At 70.2% G+C, this 23,526-nt stretch carries 25 protein-coding genes; 20 read left to right on the top strand and 5 right to left on the bottom strand.

Annotated elements, in window-relative coordinates; translation table 11 throughout:
* The first annotated feature begins 8 nt into the window (after positions 1–8).
* Positions 9–221, top strand: coding sequence for an acyl-CoA carboxylase epsilon subunit (locus tag ISP_RS35220; RefSeq protein WP_071831513.1), 213 nt, complete (start codon positions 9–11; stop codon positions 219–221).
* A gap of 330 nt (positions 222–551) precedes the next feature.
* Here ISP_RS35220 and ISP_RS35215 read toward each other — a convergent pair whose 3' ends face one another.
* Positions 552–785, bottom strand: a complete 234-nt coding sequence (locus ISP_RS35215; protein WP_013228625.1) for a hypothetical protein — start codon at positions 783–785, stop codon at positions 552–554.
* A gap of 167 nt (positions 786–952) precedes the next feature.
* Between ISP_RS35215 and ISP_RS35210 the strand changes: the two genes are divergently transcribed.
* The 14 genes from ISP_RS35210 (at position 953) to ISP_RS35145 (ending at position 12,486) form a co-directional block, all read left to right on the top strand.
* On the top strand, positions 953–1,096 hold the full coding sequence (locus ISP_RS35210) for a hypothetical protein (protein WP_014467533.1): 144 nt from the start codon (positions 953–955) through the stop codon (positions 1,094–1,096).
* 136 nt (positions 1,097–1,232) lie between these two features.
* Entirely contained in the window at positions 1,233–1,544 is a 312-nt protein-coding gene (locus tag ISP_RS35205; RefSeq protein ID WP_013228624.1) for a DUF6235 family protein, read from the top strand.
* A gap of 260 nt (positions 1,545–1,804) precedes the next feature.
* Entirely contained in the window at positions 1,805–2,284 is a 480-nt protein-coding gene (locus ISP_RS35200) for a DUF6423 family protein (RefSeq protein WP_034286104.1), read from the top strand.
* Between the two features lie 24 nt (positions 2,285–2,308).
* The gene (locus ISP_RS35195; protein ID WP_013228622.1) at positions 2,309–3,634 is read left to right on the top strand and encodes an FAD/NAD(P)-binding protein; all 1,326 of its coding nucleotides are present in this window, start codon (positions 2,309–2,311) and stop codon (positions 3,632–3,634) included.
* Positions 3,627–4,067: a DUF6187 family protein gene (locus tag ISP_RS35190; protein ID WP_013228621.1), complete on the top strand. Its 441-nt coding sequence runs from the start codon at positions 3,627–3,629 to the stop codon at positions 4,065–4,067. Before ISP_RS35195 ends, ISP_RS35190 begins: the two co-directional genes overlap by 8 nt.
* Positions 4,067–4,612, top strand: a complete 546-nt coding sequence (locus ISP_RS35185; protein ID WP_013228620.1) for a carboxymuconolactone decarboxylase family protein — start codon at positions 4,067–4,069, stop codon at positions 4,610–4,612. Before ISP_RS35190 ends, ISP_RS35185 begins: the two co-directional genes overlap by 1 nt.
* Positions 4,613–4,738: 126 nt before the next feature.
* Entirely contained in the window at positions 4,739–5,917 is a 1,179-nt protein-coding gene (locus ISP_RS35180; RefSeq protein WP_013228619.1) for an acyl-CoA dehydrogenase family protein, read from the top strand.
* 133 nt (positions 5,918–6,050) lie between these two features.
* Positions 6,051–7,214 (top strand): epoxide hydrolase family protein, encoded by a 1,164-nt coding sequence (locus ISP_RS35175; RefSeq protein ID WP_013228618.1) that lies wholly within the window; start codon positions 6,051–6,053, stop codon positions 7,212–7,214.
* Between the two features lie 95 nt (positions 7,215–7,309).
* Positions 7,310–8,758 carry an MFS transporter gene (locus tag ISP_RS35170; protein ID WP_013228617.1) on the top strand — a complete coding sequence of 483 codons (1,449 nt, stop codon included), beginning with the start codon at positions 7,310–7,312 and terminating at the stop codon, positions 8,756–8,758.
* Between the two features lie 70 nt (positions 8,759–8,828).
* Complete coding sequence (locus ISP_RS35165) at positions 8,829–10,274, top strand: aldehyde dehydrogenase (protein WP_013228616.1); 1,446 nt, start codon at positions 8,829–8,831, stop codon at positions 10,272–10,274.
* Positions 10,275–10,295: 21 nt separating this feature from the next.
* The gene (locus ISP_RS35160; protein ID WP_013228615.1) at positions 10,296–10,946 is read left to right on the top strand and encodes a DUF899 domain-containing protein; all 651 of its coding nucleotides are present in this window, start codon (positions 10,296–10,298) and stop codon (positions 10,944–10,946) included.
* Between the two features lie 119 nt (positions 10,947–11,065).
* On the top strand, positions 11,066–11,524 hold the full coding sequence (locus tag ISP_RS35155) for an SgcJ/EcaC family oxidoreductase (protein WP_013228611.1): 459 nt from the start codon (positions 11,066–11,068) through the stop codon (positions 11,522–11,524).
* 14 nt (positions 11,525–11,538) lie between these two features.
* On the top strand, positions 11,539–12,009 hold the full coding sequence (locus ISP_RS35150) for an SgcJ/EcaC family oxidoreductase (RefSeq protein ID WP_013228614.1): 471 nt from the start codon (positions 11,539–11,541) through the stop codon (positions 12,007–12,009).
* A gap of 12 nt (positions 12,010–12,021) precedes the next feature.
* A complete protein-coding gene (locus ISP_RS35145) occupies positions 12,022–12,486 on the top strand; it encodes a peroxiredoxin (RefSeq protein ID WP_013228613.1) in 465 nt (154 codons plus the stop codon).
* A gap of 250 nt (positions 12,487–12,736) precedes the next feature.
* Here ISP_RS35145 and ISP_RS35140 read toward each other — a convergent pair whose 3' ends face one another.
* The 4 genes from ISP_RS35140 to ISP_RS35125 form a co-directional block, all read right to left on the bottom strand.
* Positions 12,737–13,192 (bottom strand): SgcJ/EcaC family oxidoreductase, encoded by a 456-nt coding sequence (locus tag ISP_RS35140; protein ID WP_013228612.1) that lies wholly within the window; start codon positions 13,190–13,192, stop codon positions 12,737–12,739.
* A gap of 24 nt (positions 13,193–13,216) precedes the next feature.
* Positions 13,217–13,675, bottom strand: coding sequence for an SgcJ/EcaC family oxidoreductase (locus ISP_RS35135; RefSeq protein ID WP_013228611.1), 459 nt, complete (start codon positions 13,673–13,675; stop codon positions 13,217–13,219).
* A 78-nt stretch (positions 13,676–13,753) separates the two neighbouring features.
* Positions 13,754–15,295, bottom strand: coding sequence for a GMC family oxidoreductase (locus tag ISP_RS35130; RefSeq protein WP_013228610.1), 1,542 nt, complete (start codon positions 15,293–15,295; stop codon positions 13,754–13,756).
* Positions 15,296–15,314: 19 nt separating this feature from the next.
* A complete protein-coding gene (locus tag ISP_RS35125) occupies positions 15,315–16,490 on the bottom strand; it encodes an acyl-CoA dehydrogenase family protein (RefSeq protein ID WP_013228609.1) in 1,176 nt (391 codons plus the stop codon).
* Between the two features lie 150 nt (positions 16,491–16,640).
* Here ISP_RS35125 and ISP_RS35120 point away from each other — a divergent pair, with 150 nt between their 5' ends.
* The 5 genes from ISP_RS35120 (at position 16,641) to ISP_RS35100 (ending at position 22,779) form a co-directional block, all read left to right on the top strand.
* Entirely contained in the window at positions 16,641–18,017 is a 1,377-nt protein-coding gene (locus ISP_RS35120; RefSeq protein WP_013228608.1) for an FAD-dependent oxidoreductase, read from the top strand.
* Positions 18,018–18,031: 14 nt separating this feature from the next.
* Positions 18,032–19,510 carry an APC family permease gene (locus ISP_RS35115; RefSeq protein WP_013228607.1) on the top strand — a complete coding sequence of 493 codons (1,479 nt, stop codon included), beginning with the start codon at positions 18,032–18,034 and terminating at the stop codon, positions 19,508–19,510.
* Positions 19,511–19,573: 63 nt separating this feature from the next.
* Entirely contained in the window at positions 19,574–21,139 is a 1,566-nt protein-coding gene (locus tag ISP_RS35110) for a GMC family oxidoreductase (protein WP_013228606.1), read from the top strand.
* Positions 21,140–21,153: 14 nt separating this feature from the next.
* A complete protein-coding gene (locus ISP_RS35105; protein WP_013228605.1) occupies positions 21,154–22,530 on the top strand; it encodes an aminotransferase family protein in 1,377 nt (458 codons plus the stop codon).
* Between the two features lie 114 nt (positions 22,531–22,644).
* Positions 22,645–22,779: a hypothetical protein gene (locus ISP_RS35100; protein WP_014467530.1), complete on the top strand. Its 135-nt coding sequence runs from the start codon at positions 22,645–22,647 to the stop codon at positions 22,777–22,779.
* Positions 22,780–23,526 lie beyond the last annotated feature (747 nt).

The following is a 23,526-nucleotide window of genomic DNA, read 5'->3' as shown; positions in this document are numbered from 1 at the left end:
AGGCCCCGGTGACAGAGGACGACGCAACCCGGATCGTGGTGCGAGGCCACCCGCAGGACGCGGAACTCGCGGCGTTGCTGGTGGCACTGGCGGCGGTGACCCGCGGTCGGGGTTCGCAGCCGGTGACGCCGCTGAGCCCTTGGGCGGACCCGTCCCGATCCCACGCGGGCCCACCACGGCGGGGCCCCGGCGCGTGGCGGTTGTCGGGCCTGCCGCGCTGAGGGAGCTGCGGCCGCGTCGCGCTCACCCGGGCCCGCGGCCGGCGTTGCTCCGGCGAGGGCGGTGGCGGGCGCCGGTTCGGCGGCGCTGACCGGGCTGCTCGATGCGGCCGCGGTACGCCGATCGGGTGGTGACTTCCCCGGGCCACCAAGCGGCCGTTGTGCAGACGGGGTCCAGCACGTGCTCCGCCGGATGGCGGAGCACGTTGTGTTGTCCGGGCATCGGTCCGCCCGCGAAATCCCGCTTCGACCATCCACTGTGGATTGTCGAATCCGGCGGAGTGTGCCCGTGGTCCGGTCGTCCGAGCGGCCGGACCGCGGGCGCGAGGCGGGTCAGGCCGCCTCGGCGGTGCGCATCCGGCGCAGCTTGCCCGCGATCGTGCTCTCGCGGGCCGCCGGGTGGGTGCTGCAGCCCTCGTGGACCGCCGCGTAGTGGACTTCGCCGTCCAGGAACGCCTCCAGGCCCGTGCGGCCGCCCGGCTCGAAGGGGCGGCCGCACGCTGCGCACGTTCGCTGCCTCTCGGCCGCGCTGAGGTGGTGGTCCGGGGGGTGGGGGGAGGTCGTCACAGTGCTCCTTCCGGGTCGTCGATGCTTCCAGTGCACTCCCGGGGGCCGTCGTGCGGCCACTTGTGCGCTGCGCACCTGGGGTGCATGACCGATTCACGGCTGTTCCTCGATCACGGAGGCGGATGCTCTACGTCACACACCGAGGGAACCGACGGAATGGAGGAGCCATGGAGACCACGACGCCCGCCGAGCGGGCCGCCGGCCCGGAAGCTCGGGGCGGCCGGCACCTGGAGACGGCCCCCGAGGCGGAAAGCGTGCTTCCCCGGGAACGCGAATACCTGCGGGAACACATCGTCCTCGGCTACAACTGAACCGGTCGCATTATCGAAGATGACCTCCGGCCTCCGGCCGCGCGATACTCGAACGGTCCGGGCCGGGGTGTCACCGGCGCCGCCGGCGGACGGGCGTGCCCGGAGCCGGTCGGACACTCGGTTGGGAGGCCGGCGGATGGCGGTGCGCCTCCAGCTCGCTGCTGGCGTCGAGGTGCTCGAACGGTGGGCCGAGTCGGCGCCGCAGGCGGAGCGGAACATTGTTTACGAAGCATTGTTCGCCGTGGGTGACGGATCTGCTTTCCTGGTATACGACATTTTCGGCGACCCCCGCGATCCGGGTAATTTCCTGGTTATGGTGAAACCGGGTCTCGTGCTGAAGATCATGGTTCAGCGTGCCCAGTCCGCGTTCGAGATCCGCTACGTCGGTGCGATCGACGACGACCTCGGCGTCCGCGCGTCGCAGCCCGAAGGTGCCGAGCCGGAGTGACCGGAGCGGCCGTGGTCACGCTGTGCGACCCGGCTGGGCCGAACGGGCTAGAAATCATCGGTCCGATCGGACATGAAATGCGTCGCGCGACCGTGCATTCCTCATCTTGACAGCGTCTTCGGCGGTGTGAAAACCTGCCATGGGGTCGCAGGTCAGACCGTTATTTCCGGGGGCTTGAATAACGAGGAGGCTGTATCGTGTCGTCACCTGAATTGCCCGGCCTTGACGTATCGAGTCGCGTGCGGGCGCGCGACATCCAGATGGTGGGAACGGCCGATCTGGCCCGGCGGGTGCTCATGGTCACCGGCGCCATCGACACGACCGACCACGACGTCTCGGTGAGCATCAGCTTGCCGGAAGCCGGCCGGTGGCAGGTGATCAAGGCCGAGACCAACCTGACCGACCAGACCTGGGTCGCGATGCAGGCCGTGATGGACGAGGAGTCGACCTTCGTCGACGACGCCATGCTCATGTCGCCGCAGTTCGCGAAGAGCTTCATGACCCCCGACCAGCGGCGCCTCACGTTCTTCGACGGCGAGGTCCGCCCCGGGGAAACGGTGCTGAAGACCTACTCGATGGAGACCGGCGGCCGCAAGCCGACCTACTTCTATTCGCGCTACAGCCCGATCGCCACCGACAGCGCCGAGAAGTCGCGCCAGACGCTCGACGAGCTGGTCGCGGACGGCATGCGGCAGCGGCCGGTGATCGAGCTCATCGTGCCGGTGACCGTGATCGGCTGAGCGCGGCCAGGACGGAACGGACCGGTGATCAAGTTCATCCCCGAGCCCCGGCTGCTCGAGTCGCCGCGCGGCCGGCACTGGCCCCGGCCGCCGGCCCCGGCGCAGCCGCCACGGGACCCGGTCCCGCCCACCACAGCGGACGTCGTCATCGTCGGCGCGGGTCCCGCCGGGCTGGCGGTGGCGTCCGCGCTCTGGCACCACGGCGTCACCGACCTGGTCGTGCTGGACCGGGAAGGCCGCTCGTGCGGCCGGTTCTTCGACCGCATCGACCGGCTGGACCAGCGGGTGCTGCGGTCGCCGTACGAACACCACCCCGGCGTCGAGGGCTTCCGCGACTGCGAGCTGCTCGACTTCGCCCGGCTGCACTGGGGCCGGCTCACCCCGGTCGAGCGCCGGGAAATCCGGATGGCGCAGGCCGGGCACCGGTCCGTCGTGCCGGTCGACGTCTTCCACGCCTACACCGACCACCTCGCGGTCACCCACCACGTCCGGGACAAGCTGTGGGGCGCCTCGGTGACCGGGGTGCGCCCGGACGGTGACGGGGTGGCCGTGCACACCACCCGCTCGACCGTCCGCGCCCGGCACGTCGTGCTGTGCCTCGGGGAGGAACGCCGGACCGCCCCCGAGCGGTGGTGGGGCGGTGGCCCCCCGCCCGCCGCCGTGTCGTACTGGGACGAGCCGCCGCCCGGCCCCGTCGAGCGGCAGATCGTGGTCGGCGCCGGGCTCACCGCGGCCCACCTCCTCGCCGCGGCGCTCGACGGCGGCCGCGAGGTCCACTGGGTGCTGCGCGAAGCCCGGGAGCACTACCAGTGCGCCGACGTGAACTCCACCTTCTTCCGGCCCGAGGGCCGGAAGCGGTTCGACGGCGTCGGCTGGTCCGAGCGCCTCGACCTCACCGCCGAGTTCCGCCGCGCCTCCGTCATGTTCGAGTTCCGGCCGCTGCTCGAACGGGCCGAGGCCGAAGGCCGCTTGGTCGTGCACCGCGGGGAAGCCGTCAAGGAAGTCTCCACCGGCATCACCGGGACGGCCGTGGTGCAGCTGGAGAGCGGCCGCCGCGTCGACGCCGACCACGCCGTGCTGGCGCTCGGCACGATCCCCTCGATCGGGACCGGACTGCTGCCCGCCGGGCTCGTCGGGGCCCGGGACGGCTGGCCGGACCTGGACGAGGCGACGCTGTCCTACCGGCAGGCGCCCGCGGTGTCGGTCGTCGGGGCCGCGGCGGGGATGGTGCTCGGCCCGGCCGCCCGCAACATCGACGGGCACCGGGTGGCGACCACGCGGGTCGCCGCGGCGGTGGCCGCCCGGCTGCGGGGCGCCGCACTCGACCTGCGGGTGACGGCCGATGTCTGACCGCGGTGACCTGCGGTTCGTGCTGCCCGACGTCGAGGCGCCCGCCGCGGTCGAAGCCGGCGTCATCCTGCTCGGCCTGGACGCCGACCGGCTGCTGGCCGGCCTGGGGCTCGCCCGGCTGGCGGACGACGCCGCGCTCGTGACCCAGGTGGTCGACCAGGCGCGCCACGAAGCGGGCGGGTTCGGGTTCGCCGCGCTGGTCGCCTCGGGCGCCGGGTGCTGGCGGGAGCTGCGTGCCTTCGCCGGTGACGGGCGCTCGACGGCTTCTCCCGGCGCGTTGCGCCGGGAGTGGGAAGTGGCCCACGCGCTGGCCACGGCGGCCGTGCCGGGCGCCGGCGCGGCCACGATCGCTCATCTGACCGCGTGCTCGCTGCGCCGGGCGGACGTGGACCCGCTCGCCGACCGGTACGCCGACGGAACGGAAGGCACCTGATGTCGTACCTGAAGTCCCTGCCGGAGGAAACCACGCTGCTGCAGGTGTTCCAGGCGCACCCGGGCCCGGCGCGGCACCTGCTGGCCTTCCACGAACTGGTGCTGCGCGGCGAATCGCCGTTCACCGAGGGTGAACGCGAGCTGATCGCGGCCTACGTGTCCGGGCTGAACGACTGCGGCTACTGCCACGGCATCCACACGGTGACCGCCGAGGCGTTCGGCGTGCCCGCCGGACTGCTCGCCGCGGCGCTCGAGGACCTCACGACGGCGCCGGTCGGCGACAAGCTCCGGCCCGTGCTGGCCTACGTCGGCAAGTTGACCCGGACGCCGTCCCGGATGACCGACGCCGACGCCGAAGCCGTGTTCGCCGCCGGCTGGGACGAGCGGGCGCTGCACGACGCGGTGCTGGTGTGCGCGCTGTTCAACTTCATGAACCGCATGGTGGAGGGGCTGGGGATCCGTGCGGATGCGGCGTACGCGACGACGTCCGGACTGCGGCTGAAGGAAGCCGGATATGAAGGCCTGGCGGGGATGCTGGCCCCGTAGGTCCGTACGGCGGCGCCCCGTTGATCTCTTGTGGACAGTGCTGAACCACGCATTCGAAGAGATGCCCGGGGTCTCCTCGGCGCGCACGATAAGGGCAAGCACCCGGTCGAGGCGCGGAGGAAAACAATGTCACAGACACCGACGAGGGACGAACTCGTACAGAGCGCGTCCAAGCTGGTGCCGCTGCTGCGGTCGCGGGCGCTCTGGATCGACGAGCACCGCAGGCTGCCTGACGACGTCGTCGAGGCCATCGAGCTCTCCGGCATCCTCAAGATGCAGGCGCCGAAGCAGTACGGTGGCTACGAAAGCGACGCGCACAGCCTCATCGACGTCCACGCGGAACTCGCGCGCGGCAACAGTTCCGCGGCCTTCTGCGTTTCGGTCTACGCGCTGCTGAACTGGATGGCCGGGCTCTGGCCCGACGAGGTGCTCGACGAGGTCTTCGCCACGGAGAACGTGCGCGTCTGCGGCACACTCGCCACCACCGGCACCGCGACGAAGGTCGACGGCGGGTACCGGATCTCGGGCACCTGGCGGTTCAACAGCGGGATCCTGCACGCGCAGTGGAAGGTCACCGCGGCGGTACCGGACGGCCCCGAAGCCGCCGAGGGCCCGATCACCACGCTGATCCCGGTTTCCGACCTGGAGATCGTCGACGATTGGTACACCCACGGCCTGCCCGGTTCCGGCAGCGTCACGGTGACCGCGCACGACGTGTTCGTCCCCTCGTCCCGGATCGTGAAGACCTACGATTTCTTCACGGACCAGTGCAAATCCGTCGTCAATTCCACGAAGCCCAATTATTACCTCACCCCGATGCTGGTGACGTCGACCGCCGCGACGGCAGGCCAGCTCATCGGCGCGGCGAAGTACGCGTTGGAGAGCTTCCTCGACCGGCTGCCCGGCCGCGGCATTTCCTACACGCACTACCCGAGCCAGGCCGAAGCGCCGATCACGCACATCCGCGTCGGCGAGGCCGGCCTGTTGATCGAGGAAGCCGAGGCCAGGGCGCACCGGTTCGCCGACCTCATCGAGGAAAAGCTCGTCAAGGGTGAGGTGTGGACGGTCACCGAGCGGGCGTCCTCGCGGGTGCAGCTCGGCCGCGTCGCGCAGCTGTGCAAGCAGGCCGTCGACCTCATCGCCACCATCAGTGGCGGGTCCTCGATCTTCCACGACGTGCCGATCACCCGGATCCAGCGCGACGTGAACGCGGTCGCCATTCACGCGCTGACCAACCCGGACACGAGCCTGGAACTGTACGGCCGGCTGCTGTGTGGTCTCGAACCGAACACTGACTACCTCTGAGTGGTGCTTTTTCCCCGCCTTCGGGCGTAGAGCATTTTCGAAGATGAAATCCGACATCTTGCCCGCGATCCTAAGACCGGTGGTCTGGCTCCGCGGGCAGGGGCCGCCACCCCGTGATTGGAGCGCCAACGAAATGGAACCTTTCCGCGTGCAAATCCCGCAGGCCCAGCTGGACGACCTGGCCAGGCGGCTGGCCGAGACCCGCTGGCCGGTCGGGCTGCCCGAAGCGGGGTGGGACCGCGGTGTGCCCGTCGGCTACCTCAAGGACCTCGCCGAGTACTGGCGCACCGAATTCGACTGGCGGAAGGTCGAGGAGCGGCTCAACGCGTTCCCGCAGTTCACCACCACGATCGACGGGGCGAACGTGCACTTCCTGCACGTGCGCTCGCCGGAGCCCGACGCCACGCCGATGATCATCACGCACGGCTGGCCCGGTTCGGTGGTCGAGTTCCTCGACGTGATCGGCCCGCTGACCGACCCGCGCGCCCACGGGGGCGACCCCGGTGACGCGTTCCACCTGGTCATCCCGTCCATGCCCGGCTTCGGCTTCTCCGGCCCGGCACCGGACGGCGGCTGGAACACCCAGCGCGTCGCCGGCGCCTGGGCGCAGCTGATGGCGGAGCTGGACTACGAGCGCTACATCGCCCAGGGCGTCGACTTCGGCTCGGGGGTGGCGCTGGTGCTCGGGCTGCAGGACGCCGAGCACGTGCTCGCCGTGCACCTCAACACCCTGGTCACCGCGCCCGGCGACGACCCGGCCGACCTGGAGGACCTCAGCGAGGCCGACCAGCACTCCTGGGGCAAGTCCGACACGTTCGCGAAAATCCTGTCCGGCTCGATGAAGCTGCAGGCGACCCGCCCGCACACGGTCGCCTACGGGCTCTCCGATTCGCCGGTCGGCCAGCTCGCCTGGGTGATCGAGAAGTACCGCGACTGGGCCGACACTCGCGGCGGGCTGCCGGAGGACGCGATCGAGCGCGACAAGGTGCTGGCCATCCCGGCCATCTACTGGTTGACCCAGACCGCCGGCTCGTCCGGGCAGTTCTACTACGAGAGCGTCGACTTCCTGCCGATCTCGCCGGGCGCGGGCCGCTACTTCGAGCTGACCGTGCCGCTCGGGGTGGCGGTGTTCCCCCACGCCCCGTTCAAGCCGGTCCGGCGCTGGGCGGAACGCGAGTTCTCCACGATCCAGCACTGGAACGAGTACGACCGCGGCGGCAACTTCCCCGCCATGGAGGTGCCCGATCTCTACGTCGCCGAACTGCAGGAGTTCGGGCGGCTGGTGAAGGAACGGTAGAACCACGCCGGCGCACCGGGTGCCGGGGGGAACGCGACGAATGGAGATTGTGATGACGGTGAGTCTTCGGGACCGGGCCACGAGGAGGTGCCGCCGTGAGTGCTGTTAGCGGGACCGAACGTCCCCTGCGGCCGGGCTGGGCGTTGGCGCTGGTGTCCGTCTGCGCGTTCCTGACCTCTTTGGACGTCATGGTCGTGGTCACCGCCATACCCACGATCAAGGTCGATCTGGGCGCGGGTCTCGCCGACCTGGAGTGGACGATCAACGCCTACAACCTGGCGTTCGCCTGCCTGATGCTCACCGGCGCCGCGCTCGGCGACCGGTTCGGGCGGCGGCGGATGTACGTGATCGGCCTGGCCGCGTTCACCATCGCGTCGATCATGGCCGCGTCCGCGGGCAGCATCGACATCCTGATCATCGCCCGGGTCATCCAGGGCGTGGCCGCCGGGGTGTCCATCCCGGTCAGCCTCGCGCTGCTGGCCGACGCCACACCGCCGGAGAAGCGTGGCGCCGCCATGGGCATCTGGGGCAGCGTCGCGGGCATCGCGATCGCGGCGGGCCCCGTCATCGGCGGCATCATCACCCAGGGCATCTCGTGGCACTGGATCTTCTGGCTGAACGTGCCGTTCGGGATCGCCGCCACCGTCGGTTCCGCGCTGCTGCTGCGCGAGAGCAAGGGCCCGCGTCCGAAGATCGACGTGCCCGGTCTGCTGCTCGCCTCGACCGGCCTGTTCGGGCTGGTCTGGGCCGCGGTCCGGGCGCCGTCCATCGGCTGGGGCTCGTTCGAGGCCTACGGCTCGGTGGTCGGCGGGGTGGTGCTGCTGGCGCTGTTCGTGGCGTGGGAGTTCAAGGCGAAGTACCCGATGCTCCCGATGGAGTACTTCCGCCACCGCGGGTTCACCGTGGCGAACATCTCCGCGTTCCTCCAGCACTTCGCCCTGATCGGTGCGCTGTTCGTGCTGGCGCAGCTGTTCCAGTTCGGGCTGGGCAGCAACGCCATGGTCAGCGGCCTGCAGTTGCTGGCGTGGACGGCGATGCCGCTGGTGGTGGCGCCGTTCGCGGGCAAGCTGGCCGACAAGCACGGCAGCAAGCCGTTCATGGTCGCCGGCCTGGCGCTGCTGGGCATCGGCCTGCTCTGGATCGGCCTGGTCACCTCGGCCGGCGTGGGTTACGGCAGCTTGGTCGTCCCGCTGATCTTCGGCGGCGCGGGGATCGCGATGTGCCTGCCGACCACGATCAACCTGGTGTTCGCGTCGGTCCCGCCGGAAGACGCCGGCGTGGCGTCGGGCGTGAACAGCGCGCTGCGCGAGCTGGGCGGCGTGTTCGGCGTCGTGGCGCTGGGTGCGGCCTTCGCGGCCAACGGCAGCTTCGAGTCGGCCGAAGCGTCGCTGTCCGGCTTCCAGGCGGCGCTGGTGCTCGGCGGCATCGTCGCGCTGGTCGGCACGGCCGTGGCGCTGTTCGCGCCCGGCAAGCCCAAGCCGGCCGGGCCGGTCGTCGACGTGCGGCCGCCTGCCGAAGAAGTGATCGAGACGCCGATCAACTGAGCCGGCGCTCGCGAGCCCCGGCGGACCCCCGTGGTCCGCCGGGGCCTTTCCCCGGGATGGAGAAGGTCCCATGAGTTACGACTACCTCGCCCTGTACGTCGACGGCGAATGGCGCAGACCCGGTCGCGGCACGGTCGCGGCGATCTCGCCCGCCGACGGGGAGCGCAACGGCAGCACGCCGCTCGCCTCGGAGTCCGATGTGGACGCCGCGGTCGCCGCGGCGCGCCGTGCGTTCGGCACCCCGTCGTGGACCGGCCTCCCGGTCGAGGAGCGAGCGGAACTGCTGGAGCGCTTCGCGATCCAGCTGGAGAAGAACGTCCCGGAGCGGGCCACGGCCACGTCCGTCCAAAATGGAACGCCGATCTCGATCGCGCTGCCCAGCGAGGGCGGCGCGCCGATCGGGCTGCTCCGCTACCACGCGGGGCTGGCCCGGCGGACCGTCGTGGAGGACCGGCGCGAACGGTTCGACGGGATGGGCGAGACCATCGTCCGGCGCGAGCCGGTCGGGGTGGTCGCGGTGGTCGTGCCGTGGAACTTCCCCCAGCCCATCACCATGTTCACCGTCGCGCCCGCGCTCGCCGCGGGGTGCACGGTGGTCCTCAAGCCCGCGCCGGAGACGGTGTTCGGCGCGCTGGAACTGGCCGCCGCGGCCGATCGGGCGGGTCTGCCGCCGGGTGTGCTGAACGTCGTCACCGGTGGCGCGGAGATCGGCGAGCACCTGGTGTCGCACCCGGGCGTCGACCGCGTCGCGTTCACCGGCTCGACCGCGGCCGGGCGCAAGGTCGGCGAGATCTGCGGCAGGCTGCTGCGGCCGGTGACCCTGGAGCTGGGCGGGAAATCGGCCGCCATCGTGCTCGACGACGCCGACCTCGTCGCCACCACGCAGGGGCTGGCATCGTGCGCGTTGCTCAACAGCGGGCAGGCCTGCTACCTCTCGACGCGGATCCTGGCGCCGCGGTCCCGCTACGACGAGGTGGTCGACGCGGTCGCCGGGTTGGCGAAGGCCTTGAAGATCGGCGACCCGCTCGACCGCACGACGCAAATCGGCCCGATGGTCAGCTCGCGGCACCGCGAGCGCGTCGAGTCCTACGTCCGGCTCGGGCAGCGCAGCGGCGCGCGGCTGGTGGCCGGCGGCGTTCCGGCGGAGCAGGAGCGGGGCTGGTACGTCCGGCCGACCGTCTTCGCCGACGTGGACAACAGCGACCCCATTGCGCGTGAAGAGATCTTCGGGCCGGTGCTCGCGGTGATCCCGTACCGTGATGTCGATGAGGCCGTCGCGATCGCCAACGACTCCGAATACGGCCTGGGCGGCACGATCTGGACGTCCGATGTGGACGAAGGGATCGCCGTGGCCAGGCGGGTGCGCTCGGGCAGCGTCGGGGTGAACTACTACGACCTCGACCTGGGCGCGCCGTTCGGCGGTGTCAAGGCCAGCGGGCTCGGCCGCGAGCTGGGACCCGAGGGCTTCGACACGTTCTTCCACTACAAATCGATCTACCTGCACAAGGCAACCTGAATTGCCTCGAGGAGAGGACAAATGAGCCTTCCCAAGATCGTGTCACCGCAAGAGTGGCAGATCGCTCACGAAAAGCTGCTGGCGCGCGAAAAGGAGGTCACGCGCATCCTCGACGCGCTGGCCGCCGAGCGCCGCCGTCAGCCGATGGTCGCCTTCGAAAAGGACTACGTGTTCGTCACGGCCGCCGGCGAGAAGGTCGGGCTGGCCGACCTGTTCGACGGGCAGCGCCAGCTGATCGTCTACCACTTCATGATGGAGGCCGGGTCGGACCACCGGTGCCCCGGCTGTTCCGCGGTGGCGGACAACCTGCCGCACCTGGAGCACCTGGAGCAGCGCGACACCCGGCTGGTGCTGGTCTCGCCCGCGCCGCAGGCGCAGCTGCAGGAGTACCGGGAGCGCATGGGCTGGCCGCTGAAGTGGCTGTCGTGCGATCAGGAGTTCAACGACGACTGCGGTGCCGGCGCCGGCTCGACGCTGAGCGTGTTCCTGCGCGACGGCGAGAAGGTGTACCGGACGTACTTCACCGGTGCTCGCGGCCTGGACAAGCTGCGGCTGGACCTCAACCTGCTGGACCTGACCCCGTACGGGCGCCAGGAGTTCTGGGAGGACTCGCCGGAGGGCTGGCCGCAGAGCGCGCCGTACCAGTGGTGGCGTCCGCGCGACGAATACTGACGTTTCTTCGCGAGGGGCCGGGACGTTTTCGTCCCGGCCCCTTTAGTTCGCAATGGAAAGGAATCTTCGTACGCCCCGGTGCGGGACAGTGATAACTGGTAACAGAAAAGGAGATCACTATGTCGGTGAGTGCTGAGGACAGGTTGTCCGACTACTACGGCCCGTTCACCAGTGAGCGGGAGAAGGAAGTCCTGGGTGTTCCGCTGCGCCTGGTCGGGGCGTGGGCGGAGAACTCGGCCGATGGTGTGGCCGAGGTGTTCACCGAGGACGGGATCCTGATCCTGCCGGGTGATGTGTACAAGGTCGGCCGGGATGAGATCCGGGCGTTCATGAAGGCCGCTTACGCGGGCCCGTTCAAGGGTTCCGGGGTGACCGGTCAGCCGGTCGACGTGCGGTTCGCGTCGGACTCGGTGGCTTTGCTGCGCACCCACGGCGGGATCCTCGCCGCCGGTGAGACGGAGATCGACCCGGAACTGGCGGTCCGGTCGACCTGGGTGTGCGTGAAGAAGGACGGCGAGTGGTTCCTCGCCGGCTACCAGAACAGCCCCCGTGGCGCCGGCGCCACCCTTCGTTGGTAAAGGAGACGATCACCATGGCTTCAGCGTGGGGCGACGCGTCGGCGATCTTGGCCGCCGCGGGCATCGAAGAGGACACCTCGTACTACCGCGAGTTCACCGGCGACGACGAGAAGGCCGTGCTGACCGTCGCGATGCGCATCCAGGAGGGCTGGGAGCGCAACGACGCCGACTTCTTCGCCGACACCTTCACCGACAACGGCAGCCTGCTGATGAAGGACGAGCAGCTCACCAGCCGCGAGCAGATCCGCGAGTACATGAAGGCGGGCTTCGAAGGCCCCTTCCGCGGCGCGCGCGTCCGCGGCTGGCCGCTGGCCGTCCGGTTCCTCGACGACACCACCGCGATGATCATCAGCCAGGGCGGCATCCTGCTGGACGGCGAGACCGAGACGGCTCCCGAGCGTCAGGTCCGCGTCACCTGGATCGTGGTGCAGACCGGCGACGGGCTCCGGCTGCTCTCGCACCAGACCAGCCCGCTCAAGGGATGAGGGAGGCTTCTCATGGCGATCGAAACCGGTTCGGCGGCGCCGGACTTCACGCTCCCCGACACCGGCCGGACCCCGGTCACGCTCAGCGAGCTGTGGCGCACCCGGCCGGTGCTGCTGGTCTTCTACCCGTTCGCGTTCAGCCACATCTGCGAGGGTGAGATCTGCCAGGTCCGCGACGAACTGGCGGGCTACACCGACGAGAACGTCCAGGTCGTCGGTGTCTCGGTGGACACGCCGTTCACCCTCAAGGCGTGGGCGGACCGGCAGGGCCTCACGTTCCCCCTCCTGTCGGACTTCTGGCCGCACGGAGCCGTCGCGCAGTCCTACGGCGTCTTCAACGACCAGGGCGGGATGGCCAACCGCGGCACCTTCCTCATCGACGGGACCGGAACCGTCCGCTTCGCCGAAGTGGTGTCCCCCCGCGAGGCCCGCGACCAAACCCGGTGGAAGAAGGCGGTCGCCGCCCTCGCCGGCTGACCCGCTTTCCTCGCTGCCGAGCGACCCCCTCGCGCTCGGCTGATTCCCGAGGTCGTCGCAACAGAAGTGATCAACTGGCTTCGGCTAGGAGTTCCGTCAAGCGCTCGGCTGGGTTGTCCCGGCCGAGCGTTTTGCGTGGGCGGCGATCGAGCCGAGCGGCCCCGGCCGGCGGCGTGCGGCGGCTCGGGCTCGGGTGGGCGCGCCGAGGCCCCCTGCTCGGGGAGCAGGGGGCCTCGGGTGGGGCGGTGGGTCAGCCGGCGACGGGGCTGGTCTGGTGGGAGAGGAGCTTCCAGTCCCCGCCGTCCTTGACGATGACCCAGGTGGCGCGGACCTCGCGCTCCGGGGCCACTTCGGTTTCGCCCGCGAGGACGATCCCGCCCTTGGTGACGGCGAAGGCGACGGTCTCGGAGAGCTTCCGGATGACGACCGGAGTCTCCACGAGACGCGAACCCGCGTAGGCGCCTTCGAAGGCCTTCTTCATGTACTCGCGGACCTCGGCCGGGGACTTGAGCTGCTCGTCGCCGACGAGCATGCTGCCGTTGTCCGTGAAGACCTCGGCGAGCAGCTCGGGGTCGTTGCGGTCCCAGGCGCCGCGGACGCGCAGGGGAATCGTGAGGATCGCGCCCTCCTCGCCGTTGGGGAAGTCGCCGTAGTTGGCGGCCCACTTCTTGGCGCCTGCCACCAGTTCGGATGCCTTGCCTGGCATGGGTTTCTCCTTAGAGTGAGGTGACTACCAACGAAGGGTGGCGCCGGCGCCACGGGGGCTGTTCTGGTAGCCGGCGAGGAACCACTCGCCGTCCTTCTTCACGCACACCCAGGTCGACCGGACCGCCAGTTCCGGGTCGATCTCCGTCTCACCGGCGGCGAGGATCCCGCCGTGGGTGCGCAGCAAAGCCACCGAGTCCGACGCGAACCGCACGTCGACCGGCTGACCGGTCACCCCGGAACCCTTGAACGGGCCCGCGTAAGCGGCCTTCATGAACGCCCGGATCTCATCCCGGCCGACCTTGTACACATCACCCGGCAGGATCAGGATCCCGTCCTCGGTGAACACCTCGGCCACACCATCGGCCGAGTTCTCCGCCCACGCACCGACCAGGCGCAGCGGAACACCCAGGACTTCCTTCTCCCGCTCACTGGTGAACGGGCCGTAGTAGTCGGACAACCTGTCCTCAGCACTCACCGACATAGTGATCTCCTAATCCGAGAGCCTTCCCACGATAATTGTCGGCGCGGCGGAATCGTCCTTTTCTCGATTCGTGCTTGCTCAAATGTGCTTGATCAGGTCGGCCGCTTTCTCGCCGATCGCGATGGCCGCCGCGTTCGGCTGGCCGCGGCCGACCTTCGGCATCACCGAGGCGTCGGCGACCCGCAGGCCGTCGACGCCGTGCACGCGCAGGGAAGCGTCGACGACGGTGCCGATGGCGCAGCTGCCCGAAGCGTGGAAGATCGAATGCGTCCAGCGGCGGACGTACGCGCGCAGGTCCTGGTCCGACTCCGATTCCGGAGCGCGGAAGAGTTCCTCCGTGTACGGCCGCATCGCGGGCTGCCGGGCGATGTGCAGGCCCATCCGCAGCGCCTCGACCGCGGTCACCATGTCCGCTTCTTCGAGCAGGTAGTTGTGCACGATCCGCGGTTTCGCCGTCGGGTCCGCCGAAGCGAGCGTCACGCTGCCCCGGCTTTCCGGGGTCAGCAGCGCCGGTCCGCAGGAGATCGCGTGCGCGGTCGGGAACGCCAGGCCGCTGTCGACGAACATGATCGGTGCCGCGAAGAACTCCACGTCCGGGGCCGGGATGCCGGACCGGGTGCGCGCGAACCCGCCCGCTTCCGGGCCGTTCGACGCGGTCGGGCCGGTGCCCTCCTCGACGAACCGCCGGATGTTCTGCGGTTCCATCGCGGTCAGCAGGCTGACCGGCTGCGAGTGCGTGAAGGTCAGCGGCACCAGCGCGTGGTCCTGCAGGTTCTGCCCGACCTCCGGCAGGTCCGCCACCACCGGGATGCCGAGCATCCCCAGCTGCGCGGCCGGCCCGACGCCGGACAGCATCAGCAGCTGCGGCGAGTTGTACGCGCCCGCCGAGAGGATGACCTCCCGGTCCGCGCGGATCGTCAGCTCTTCGTCGAGCCGCTGCCCGGCGACGCCCACCGCGCGGCCGTTCTCGATCAGCACCCGGTGCGCCTGGAAGTTCGTCTCGACGGTCAGGTTCGGCCGCCCCAGCACGGGGTGCAGGAACGCCACCGCCGTGCTGCACCGGCGCCCGTCGCGCGTGGTCACCTGGAAGAACCCGAAGCCGTCCTGGTTCTTCCCGTTGAAGTCGTCGTTGGCCGGCAGCCCCGCTTCGACGGCGGCGTCCACGAAGGCCTGGGCGCTCGGGTTGTTCGACCGTCCATTGGAGACGGTCAGTGGCCCGCCGGCCCCGTGGAACTCGTCGGCGCCGCGCTCGTTGTCTTCGGACCGCTTGAAGTACGGCAGGATTTCGTCGTACGTCCAGCCCGGCGTCTCCCATTCGTCGAAGTCGAGCCGGTTGCCGCGCGCGTAGATCATCGCGTTGAGCGAACTCGTCCCGCCGAGCACGCGCCCGCGCGGCAGGAACACCCGCCGTCCGTTCAGCGCGGGCTCGTCGTGGCTGTCGTAGTCCCAGTCGTAGCGGGTGCGGAACAGCGTGGCGAACGCCGACGGCACGTGGATGTTCTCGGCGTTGTCGGCCGGGCCCGCTTCCAGCAGGCAGACCTTGACGTCCGGATCTTCGGACAGGCGCGCGGCGAGCACGCAGCCCGCTGATCCCGCACCGACGATGACGTAGTCGTACATGGGTTTCTCCCGGCGCGGATCAGATGTAGAGCGTGTTCGGTTCGAGGCCCGCGAGCACCCGCCCGTACAGCTCGAACGCGGTGGGCGGGTACATCAGCGCGTGCAGGTTGGCGGTGGTGACGTTGCGCGCGATGCGCTGGATGGCCACCGACTCGTAGATCGACGAACCGCCGCTGGCCCCGAAGAGGAGGTCGACGGCCTCCTTGGCGAGCTGGCACACGACGCCGACCTCGGCGCGGGCGCGGGCGCGCTCCTCGATCTTCCACGGCTCGCCGGCCGCGGACTTGGCGTCGAGCAGGTCGGCGACCCGGTAGCTGTGGAACTCGGCCTGGTCGATCTTCAGCGATGCCTCGGCCAGCTGCAGGTGCGTGATCGGCGCCTCGCGCTGGTCGTCGTAGCTGGTGTAGGTGATCTTCCGGCCCGGCAGGCGCTCCATGAACGCCTCCATCGCGCCGCGCGCCATGCCGAGCACGGTGCCGACGGTGGTGGCCGCGGCGACCGCGAGCAGCGGCGCCTTGTACATCGGCAGGTCCGCGTTGAGCGCCGACGCGTACTGCTCCTGCAGGATCGCGGGCAGCGGGAGGGTCCGCTCGGCGGGGACGAACAGGTCCTTCGCGATGGTGGTGACGCTGCCGGAGCCGCGCACGCCCATGGTGTGCCAGTCGTCGACGATCTCGACGTCGGAGATCGGGACCAGGCCCATGACCGGCATCATCTGGCCGTCCGGCAACGGGGTGACCGCGATGATCTCCTGCCAGTGGCTGTGCAGCGCGCCGCTGATGAAGCCCCACTTGCCGTTGACCAGGTACCCGCCGTCGACCGGCGTCGCCATCGCGGTCGGGCTGAGCGTGCCGCAGACGCGCACGTCCGGCGTCCGGTACACCTCGTCCTGCACGGAGTCGGGGAACAGGCCGACCATCCAGCCGGGGATCCACCACACCTGCTGCGTCCAGCCGACGGCGCCGTCGCCGCGGCCGAGCTCGGCGGCGACCTCGACGACCGTGCGCGCGCTCGCCTCGTAACCGCCGTAGCGGCGCGGGACGCGCATCTTGAAGAACCCGGCCGCGCCGAGCCCTTCGATGACCTCTTCGTGCAACCGCCGGTTCTCTTCCGACCACTGGGCGTGCTTCCTGAGCAGCGGCACCAGATCGGTCGCCCTGCTGACGAGTTCTTCGTGGCTCGGCACGTCGGTCACTGGGGTCCTCCTCGGTCGATGGCCGTCCCCCAACGTTGCACCTGCCTCCGCGCGTGGGCGTCTCCAGCGTTGCGCCACGGGCGCAACCCGGAAGACGCTGCCCGCACTTGCGCGGTGTGAGGATTCCTTGAGCCCCGAGAGAGGACGCCCATGAGCAGTCATGTCGGAGACCGCGCGATCGTGCTCGGCGGCAGCATGGCGGGAATGTTCGTCGCCAGGGTGCTGTCGGACGTCTTCACCGAGGTGCTGGTCGTCGACCGCGACGCACTCGCCGGCGTGCGGGAAGGCCGCCGCGGTGTGCCGCAGGGCCGGCACGCGCACGGCCTGCTGGCGCGCGGCCAGGAGATCCTGGAGGACTTCTTCCCCGGCTTCACCGCCGAGCTGATCGCCGCGGACATCCCGGTCGGCGACCTCGGCGGGCAGGTCCGCTGGTACTTCGACGGGCACCGCATCCGCCCGTCCGACACCGGCCTGCGCCTGGTCGGTGTCGCCCGTCCGGTGTTGGAGGACCACGTGCGCGGGCGCGTCCGTGCGATCCGCAATGTGACCTTCGTGGACAACACCGACGTGATCGGCCCGGTCGCGACGGCCGGCTCGGACCGCGTCACCGGCGTCCGCGTGCAGGGCCGCGGCCCCGGCGGCGTCGAAGAGGTGCTCGACGCGGACCTCGTCGTCGACGCCACCGGCAAGGGCTCGCGCGCCCCCGGCTGGCTCGCCTCCCTCGGCTACGGGAACGTCGAAGAGGACCGCGTCAAGGTCGGGCTCGCCTACACCAGCCGCCGGTATCGCTTCGACGTCGACCCGTTCCGGGGCGACATGTCGATCAACCCCGTCGCCACCCCCGCGAACCCGCGCGGCGCGTTCCTGCACACCCTGGGCGGCGGCCTCGGGATGCTGTCGCTGACCGGCATCCTCGGCGACCACCCGCCCACCGACGAGGCGGGCTTCCTCGCCTTCGCGAAGTCGCTGCCGGTGCCCGATGTCCACGACGCCATCGTGGCTGCCGAGCCGATCGGTGCCCCGGTCACCTTCAAGTACCCGGCCAGCCAGCGCCGCCGCTTCGAGAAGCTGACCCGGCTTCCCCGGGGGTTCCTGGTCGCGGGCGACGCGGTGTGCTCGTTCAACCCGGTCTACGGCCAGGGCATGGCGTCGGCGGCGTTGCAGGCGCTGACCCTGCGCGAGCACCTCCAGGCCGGCATCCCCGACCCGCGCGCCTTCTTCAAGGACATCGCGAAGGTGGTGGACGTGCCGTGGGAGATCTCCGCCGGCGGCGATCTCGCGTTCCCGGAGGTCGAAGGCAAGCGCACGCTGAAAGTCCGGATGGCCAATGCCTTCATGGCGCGCCTGCAGACCGCCGCCACCCACGACGCCGGGCTCGGCGAGGCGTTCCTGCGCGTGGCCGGGCTGATCGACCCGCCGCAGAGCCTGATGCGCCCGAGCATGGTGCTTCGCACCCTTCGCACCCCGCGCACCCCCGCCGGGGACAGCCGGCCGGAGCCCGGCCCCCGGCTCCGCCGCGCAGCCTGATACTGGAGTTGACCATGAGCAAGGAAAAGACGCCCGGTCTGCGCGGTGTGCTGACCACGCCGAAGATCGTGCTGCTGGTGGTGGCGGCCGCCGCGCCGCTGGCCGCGGTGGTCGGCACGGTGCCGCTCGCCTTCACCCTGGGCAACGGCGCGGGCGTACCCGCGGTGTTCGTCTTCGCCGGGATCGTGCTGCTCTGCTTCTCGGTGGGGTACGCGGCGATGAGCCGCCGGGTGGTCAACGCGGGCGGCTTCTACACGTACTTCTCGCTGGGCATCGGCAAACCCCCGGCCGTCGCGGGCGGCCTGGTCGCGGTGCTGTCGTACAACGCGGCGTCGATCGGCCTGGCCGGGACCTTCGGCTACTTCACGAAGCTGACGGCGGACGCCTATGGGCTCGTTCTCCCGTGGGAAGCCTGGTCGGCGCTCGCGATAGCGGTGGTCGCCGTGCTCGGGTACCGGCAGATCGACGTCTCCGCCAAGGTGCTCGCCGTGCTGATGGTCGCCGAGATCGGCGTGCTCGCGATTCTCGACGTCTTCATCATCGGCCACAAGGGCGTGCAGGCCCTGCCGCTGACGGCGTTCCAGCCGTCCACCGTGTTCACCGGCGCCATCGGCGTGACGATGATGTTCGCCTTCATGTCGTTCATCGGCTTCGAATCCGCGTCGCTCTACGGTGAAGAGGCGAAGGACCCGCGAAAGACGGTCCCGCGGGCGACGTACGCGTCGGTCGTCGTGATCGCTGTCTTTTATGCGCTGACCAGCTGGGTGGCCGTCGGTGGCATCGGCGCGGACCAGGTGCAGCAGGTGGCGGGGGAGCAGCTCGGCGGATTGTTCCTCACGCTGGGCTCCGACTACGTCTCACCGGTGCTCGGCTCGGTGATGCAGGTCCTGCTGTGCACCAGTACGCTCGCCGCGCTCCTCGCGCTGCACAACGCCACCAACCGCTACACCTTCGTGCTGGGCCGGGAACGGGTGCTCCCCGGCTGGCTCGGCCAGGTGCACGCGAAGCACGCGTCACCGCACCGCGCCAGCATCGTCCAAACCGTCCTGACGGTCGTCGTGGTGGGCGCGTTCGCGGCCGGCGGGCTCGACCCGTACACGAACCTCGCCACCAGCCTGCTCGGTGTCGGGACGCTCGGGATCGTCGTGCTGCAGGCGTTCGCGGCCGTCTCCGTGATCGGGTTCTTCCGCAAGCGCCCGGACGGCCACTGGTGGCGGACCAAGCTCGCCCCCGCGCTCGGCGCGGTCGGGCTCGGTGCGTCGGCGGTCCTGCTGGTGCTGAACTTCCCGCTGCTGACCGGGACCGACAGCGCCGTGGTCAACTCGCTGCCGTGGCTGTTGCTCGCGGTCGCCGTCGCCGGCTTCGGTTATGCCTTGTGGCTCAAGGTGAAGCGACCGGAGCGGTACGCGCGGATCGCCGTCGCCGAGACCCGGTCCGACCACCTCGAGCTCGTCCGCGAACCCGAGCCGGAGCCCGGCGAACGGGCCGCCTGACGCGCATTCCCGGAGATGCTCCCCGTGCTTAGCCCTTCGCATACTTCAACGATGGAGGACCGGATGTACGACTACGTGATCGTCGGCGCGGGTTCGGCGGGCTGCGTGCTGGCGGCACGCCTTTCCGAGGATCCGGACGTCACGGTGTGCGTGATCGAGGCAGGCTCGTACGACACCGCGGAGAACATCCACATCCCCGCCGCTTTCGGCGAACTGTTCCGCACCCGCTACGACTGGGACTACGACACCCACGAGGAGCCGGAGCTCAACCGCCGCCGCATCTTCCACCCGCGTGGCAAGGTGCTCGGCGGCACCAGCTCCATCAACGCGATGCTGTACCTGCGCGCCAACAAGCTCGACTACGACGGCTGGGGCCAGCCGGGCTGGACCTACGACGAGATCCTGCCGTACTTCAAGCGGTCCGAGGACAACGAGCGCGGCGCCGACGAGTTCCACGGCGTGGGCGGCCCGATGTCCGTTTCGGACGGTCGTTCGAAGAACATCCAGTCGCGGGCCTTCATCGAGTCCGCGCTGCAGGCGGGGTTCGCCGAGAACGCGGACTTCAACGGCAAGACCCAGGACGGCTTCGGCTTCTTCCAGGTCACCCAGCGCAACGGCCGCCGGTGCAGCACCGCCGTCGCGTACCTGCACCCCGCGCTCGGCCGCCCGAACCTGACCCTGGAGACCAACCTCCAGGTGCACCGCGTGCTGATCGAGAACGGCCGCGCGACCGGCGTCACCGGGCACCGCGGCGACGACACGGTCACGATCCGCGCCGGGCGCGAAGTCATCCTCAGCGGCGGCGCGTACAACTCGCCGCACCTGCTGATGCATTCCGGCATCGGCCCGGCCGACCACCTGAACCTGCTGGGCATCGACGTGCAGGTCGACAACCCCGAGGTCGGCACGAACCTGCAGGACCACCCGATCGTGCCGCTGATCTACAGCCACGACCTGCCGGTCAGCTTGCTGATCGCCGAAGAACCCCAGTACATCAAGGAGTTCGAGGAGCACGGCACCGGCCCGCTCACCTCGAACGGCCCGGAGTGCGGCGGGTACGTCCGCACGGACTCCGGCCTGCCGGCGCCGGACGTCGCGTTCTTCACCGGCCCGCTGATGTTCGCCGACAGCGGCCTCGGCCTGCCGACCGGGCACGCGATCACCTACGGCCCGGTGCTGCTGACCCAGGGCAGCCGCGGTGCGGTCACCCTCGACTCCAACGACCCGACCACCAAGCCGAAGATCCAGCACAGCTACTTCAGCGCCGACGGCGACCTGGACGTGGCCGTCGCCGGGGTCCGGATCGGCATGGAGATCGCGCGCCAGCGAGCACTTTCGCCGTACACGAAGACGCACTACCGCGCGCCGGAGTCCGATTCGGACAAAGACGTCCGCGCGTACGTCCGCGCGTACACGCACTCGATCTTCCACGGCACCGGCACCTGCTCGATCGGCAAGGTCGTCGACCCCGAACTGCGCGTCAAGGGCGTCGAAGGCCTGCGCGTCGCCGACGTTTCCGTGATGCCGACCCCCGGCCGCGGCGCGCCGAACGCCACCGCGATCGCCATCGGCGAGAAGGCGGCCGACCTGCTGCTCGGCCGTCCCGCCCTGCCCAAGTCCCCGGCGTAGAACTGGAGAAGCACGTGACCATCGCACCTCAGACTCCTTCTGTCGCCGAAGCCGCAGCCGAGCTGGAGAAGCTCGACCGCCGGCACCTGTTCCGCTCGATGCAGCGCGGGGACATCCACGACCGTGTGGTGATCGTGCGCGGCGAAGGCTGCACCGTGTGGGACGCGCGCGGCAACGAGCTGCTCGACGCGGCAGGCGGCGGCGTCTGGCACTCGCCGCTCGGCCACGGCCGCAAGGAGCTGGCCGAGGTCGCCGCGAAGCAGATCACCGAGCTGGAGTACTTCACCAGCCTGCTGGAGTTCTCCAACGACAAGGCGATCCACCTCGCCGCGCGCATCGCCGGGCTGGCCCCGGAGGGGATCAACCGGGTGTTCTTCACCAGCGGCGGGTCCGAGTCGGTGGAGACCGCGATCAAGGCGGCGCGGCTGTTCCACCACCGGCGTGGCGAGCCGGACCGCACGTGGATTCTGTCGCGGCACTACTCGTTCCACGGCGCCGCTTACGGCAGTGGTACGGCGACCGGCTTCCCCCCGATGCAGGAGGGAGTCGGCCCGAACCTGCCGCACGTGGAGAAGCTGACCCCGCCCAACTCGTACCGCCCGGAGATGTTCGGCGGCCAGGACCAGACCGACTTCCTGCTCGCCGAGCTGGAGCAGACGATCGAGCGCATCGGCGCGGGCAACATCGCCGCCATGATCGGCGAGCCGATCATGGCGGGCGGCGGCGTCCTCGAACCGCCGGCCGACTACTGGCCTCGGGTGCGCGAAGTCCTTTCGCGCAACGGGATCCTGCTGATCGCGGACGAGGTCGTCACCGCGTACGGCCGGGTCGGCTCGTGGTTCGAGTCGGAGGTCCGGGGTATGCGCCCGGACATGATCACCATGGCCAAGGGCATCGCGGGCGGGTACGCCCCCCTTGGCGCCACGCTGATGACCGACGAGATCGCCGACGGCCTGCTCGAGACGGGCGGCTTCTTCCACGGCTACACCTTCCAGGGCCACCCGGTGGCCTGTGCGCTCGGTCTCGCCACCATCGACATCATCGAGCGCGAGCAGCTGGTCCCGAAGGCCCACACGATCGCGGACTGGCTGCGCACCGGCCTCGCCCCGGCCGCCGACCTGCCCGCCGTCGGCGACATCCGCATCGTCGGCTCGCTCGCCGGGCTGGAGATGGTGACCGACCTCGAGCACAAGATCCCGCAGGAGTGGGCACCGGTCGAGCGCGTCTGCTTCGAGATCCGCAAGCGCCACGGCGTCATCGCCCGGCCGTACGGGCACATGCTCGTCCTCGCACCGCCACTGGTGATCACCGAGGACGAGGCCCGCCGCGCCACCGACGCCGTCGTCGACGTCGTCTCCCGCTTCAGCGCCGACGGGAGCCTCGCCGACTGAGAGGGCCGAGCTGAGCACGCCTCCTTCGAACTCGAAGGCAGGCGGCTGGACCCGGGCGTGCTCAGCTCGGACCTGGCAGCACCTGGTGCGTAGGAATGTTGTGCGCCGTGGTCGGTGAGGACGCGCCGGCGCGTCCTCACCGAGGTGCCGCGGTTCGAGATCACGGCGCTCGACCTGCGTGAAACCCCGGAGGCACAACGCGAATCGACGTTCGCCGAAGTCCGCGAGGAGATGTCGAGCCTGGGGTAGCCCGGCCGTTGTTCGACCTTCGGGCGTCCACGGCGACGATTTCCGCCAGGTTCGCGCCCGGTCATGGCTGGTGCCGACTTGTCGACATGCGGCGCCTGGGAGCCGGTGCAGCCTTGATTGCGGGCCGGGATGCCGCTGCGGCCGCACTTGTCGGCCGGGTGCGCAGCCGGAGCCCAGCTGTGCCGCGTTGTAGTTGCGCCGCGCCGCGGTCGCGCCGCCGCGGTCACGCCGCGCCGCGCAGCCGAGTCAGTGCAGCCCAGCCGCGCCGCAGCCATGGCGGCCGCCACCTTGTCGTGTTGCAGCCGCGGCAGTAGCCGCAACCAGCCACTGCTGTCTGTGCCGGAGCCGCCGGGTATTCCGCTGCAGCCTCGAGGCTCGGTCGGGTGTGCCGCCGCGGTGCTCACCGCGGGCAGGGTATCGGGTAAGTATTCGGAGAAAATCTCGCCGACAACGTGCCGGGCGTTCGCGGCCTCCTCGCCGGGCCCTCCCAGGGTGCGGGCGAGGATGCCCGGCGCCGGGATGCTTCCGCTGCGGGAAAGGACCGAGGTCCGGTGTGTTGCTCAAGACGAAGTCCTTGCCTCACAGGAGAACTCGACGGCAGCACTCCGGACGTCGACCGCAGGCGCCACAGTGGAATCAGCGCACCCGCCGGAACCGGCTGTCGCGGGTAGGCACTCCTCGGCCGGCCAATGGCTCAGGCGGCCTCCGATGTGGACGATCCCGTGTGATCGACGGGTTGCTGCCGGC

Origin of the sequence: Amycolatopsis mediterranei (assembly GCF_026017845.1) — a bacterium.
Lineage (GTDB): Bacteria > Actinomycetota > Actinomycetes > Mycobacteriales > Pseudonocardiaceae > Amycolatopsis > Amycolatopsis mediterranei.
This window is presented reverse-complemented; position numbering and strand designations above follow the sequence as displayed.

Excerpts from the sequence above, each read along its gene's own strand:
- ISP_RS35210 (WP_014467533.1), top strand. The coding sequence starts at position 953 with ATGGAGACCACGACGCCCGCCGAGCGGGCCGCCGGCCCGGAAGCTCGG.
- ISP_RS35205 (WP_013228624.1), top strand. The coding sequence starts at position 1,233 with ATGGCGGTGCGCCTCCAGCTCGCTGCTGGCGTCGAGGTGCTCGAACGG.
- ISP_RS35200 (WP_034286104.1), top strand. The coding sequence starts at position 1,805 with ATGGTGGGAACGGCCGATCTGGCCCGGCGGGTGCTCATGGTCACCGGC.
- ISP_RS35190 (WP_013228621.1), top strand. The coding sequence starts at position 3,627 with ATGTCTGACCGCGGTGACCTGCGGTTCGTGCTGCCCGACGTCGAGGCG.
- ISP_RS35185 (WP_013228620.1), top strand. The coding sequence starts at position 4,067 with ATGTCGTACCTGAAGTCCCTGCCGGAGGAAACCACGCTGCTGCAGGTG.
- ISP_RS35180 (WP_013228619.1), top strand. The coding sequence starts at position 4,739 with ATGTCACAGACACCGACGAGGGACGAACTCGTACAGAGCGCGTCCAAG.
- ISP_RS35175 (WP_013228618.1), top strand. The coding sequence starts at position 6,051 with ATGGAACCTTTCCGCGTGCAAATCCCGCAGGCCCAGCTGGACGACCTG.
- ISP_RS35165 (WP_013228616.1), top strand. The coding sequence starts at position 8,829 with ATGAGTTACGACTACCTCGCCCTGTACGTCGACGGCGAATGGCGCAGA.
- ISP_RS35160 (WP_013228615.1), top strand. The coding sequence starts at position 10,296 with ATGAGCCTTCCCAAGATCGTGTCACCGCAAGAGTGGCAGATCGCTCAC.
- ISP_RS35155 (WP_013228611.1), top strand. The coding sequence starts at position 11,066 with ATGTCGGTGAGTGCTGAGGACAGGTTGTCCGACTACTACGGCCCGTTC.
- ISP_RS35150 (WP_013228614.1), top strand. The coding sequence starts at position 11,539 with ATGGCTTCAGCGTGGGGCGACGCGTCGGCGATCTTGGCCGCCGCGGGC.
- ISP_RS35145 (WP_013228613.1), top strand. The coding sequence starts at position 12,022 with ATGGCGATCGAAACCGGTTCGGCGGCGCCGGACTTCACGCTCCCCGAC.
- ISP_RS35140 (WP_013228612.1), bottom strand. The coding sequence starts at position 13,192 with ATGCCAGGCAAGGCATCCGAACTGGTGGCAGGCGCCAAGAAGTGGGCC.
- ISP_RS35135 (WP_013228611.1), bottom strand. The coding sequence starts at position 13,675 with ATGTCGGTGAGTGCTGAGGACAGGTTGTCCGACTACTACGGCCCGTTC.
- ISP_RS35130 (WP_013228610.1), bottom strand. The coding sequence starts at position 15,295 with ATGTACGACTACGTCATCGTCGGTGCGGGATCAGCGGGCTGCGTGCTC.
- ISP_RS35120 (WP_013228608.1), top strand. The coding sequence starts at position 16,641 with ATGAGCAGTCATGTCGGAGACCGCGCGATCGTGCTCGGCGGCAGCATG.
- ISP_RS35115 (WP_013228607.1), top strand. The coding sequence starts at position 18,032 with ATGAGCAAGGAAAAGACGCCCGGTCTGCGCGGTGTGCTGACCACGCCG.
- ISP_RS35110 (WP_013228606.1), top strand. The coding sequence starts at position 19,574 with ATGTACGACTACGTGATCGTCGGCGCGGGTTCGGCGGGCTGCGTGCTG.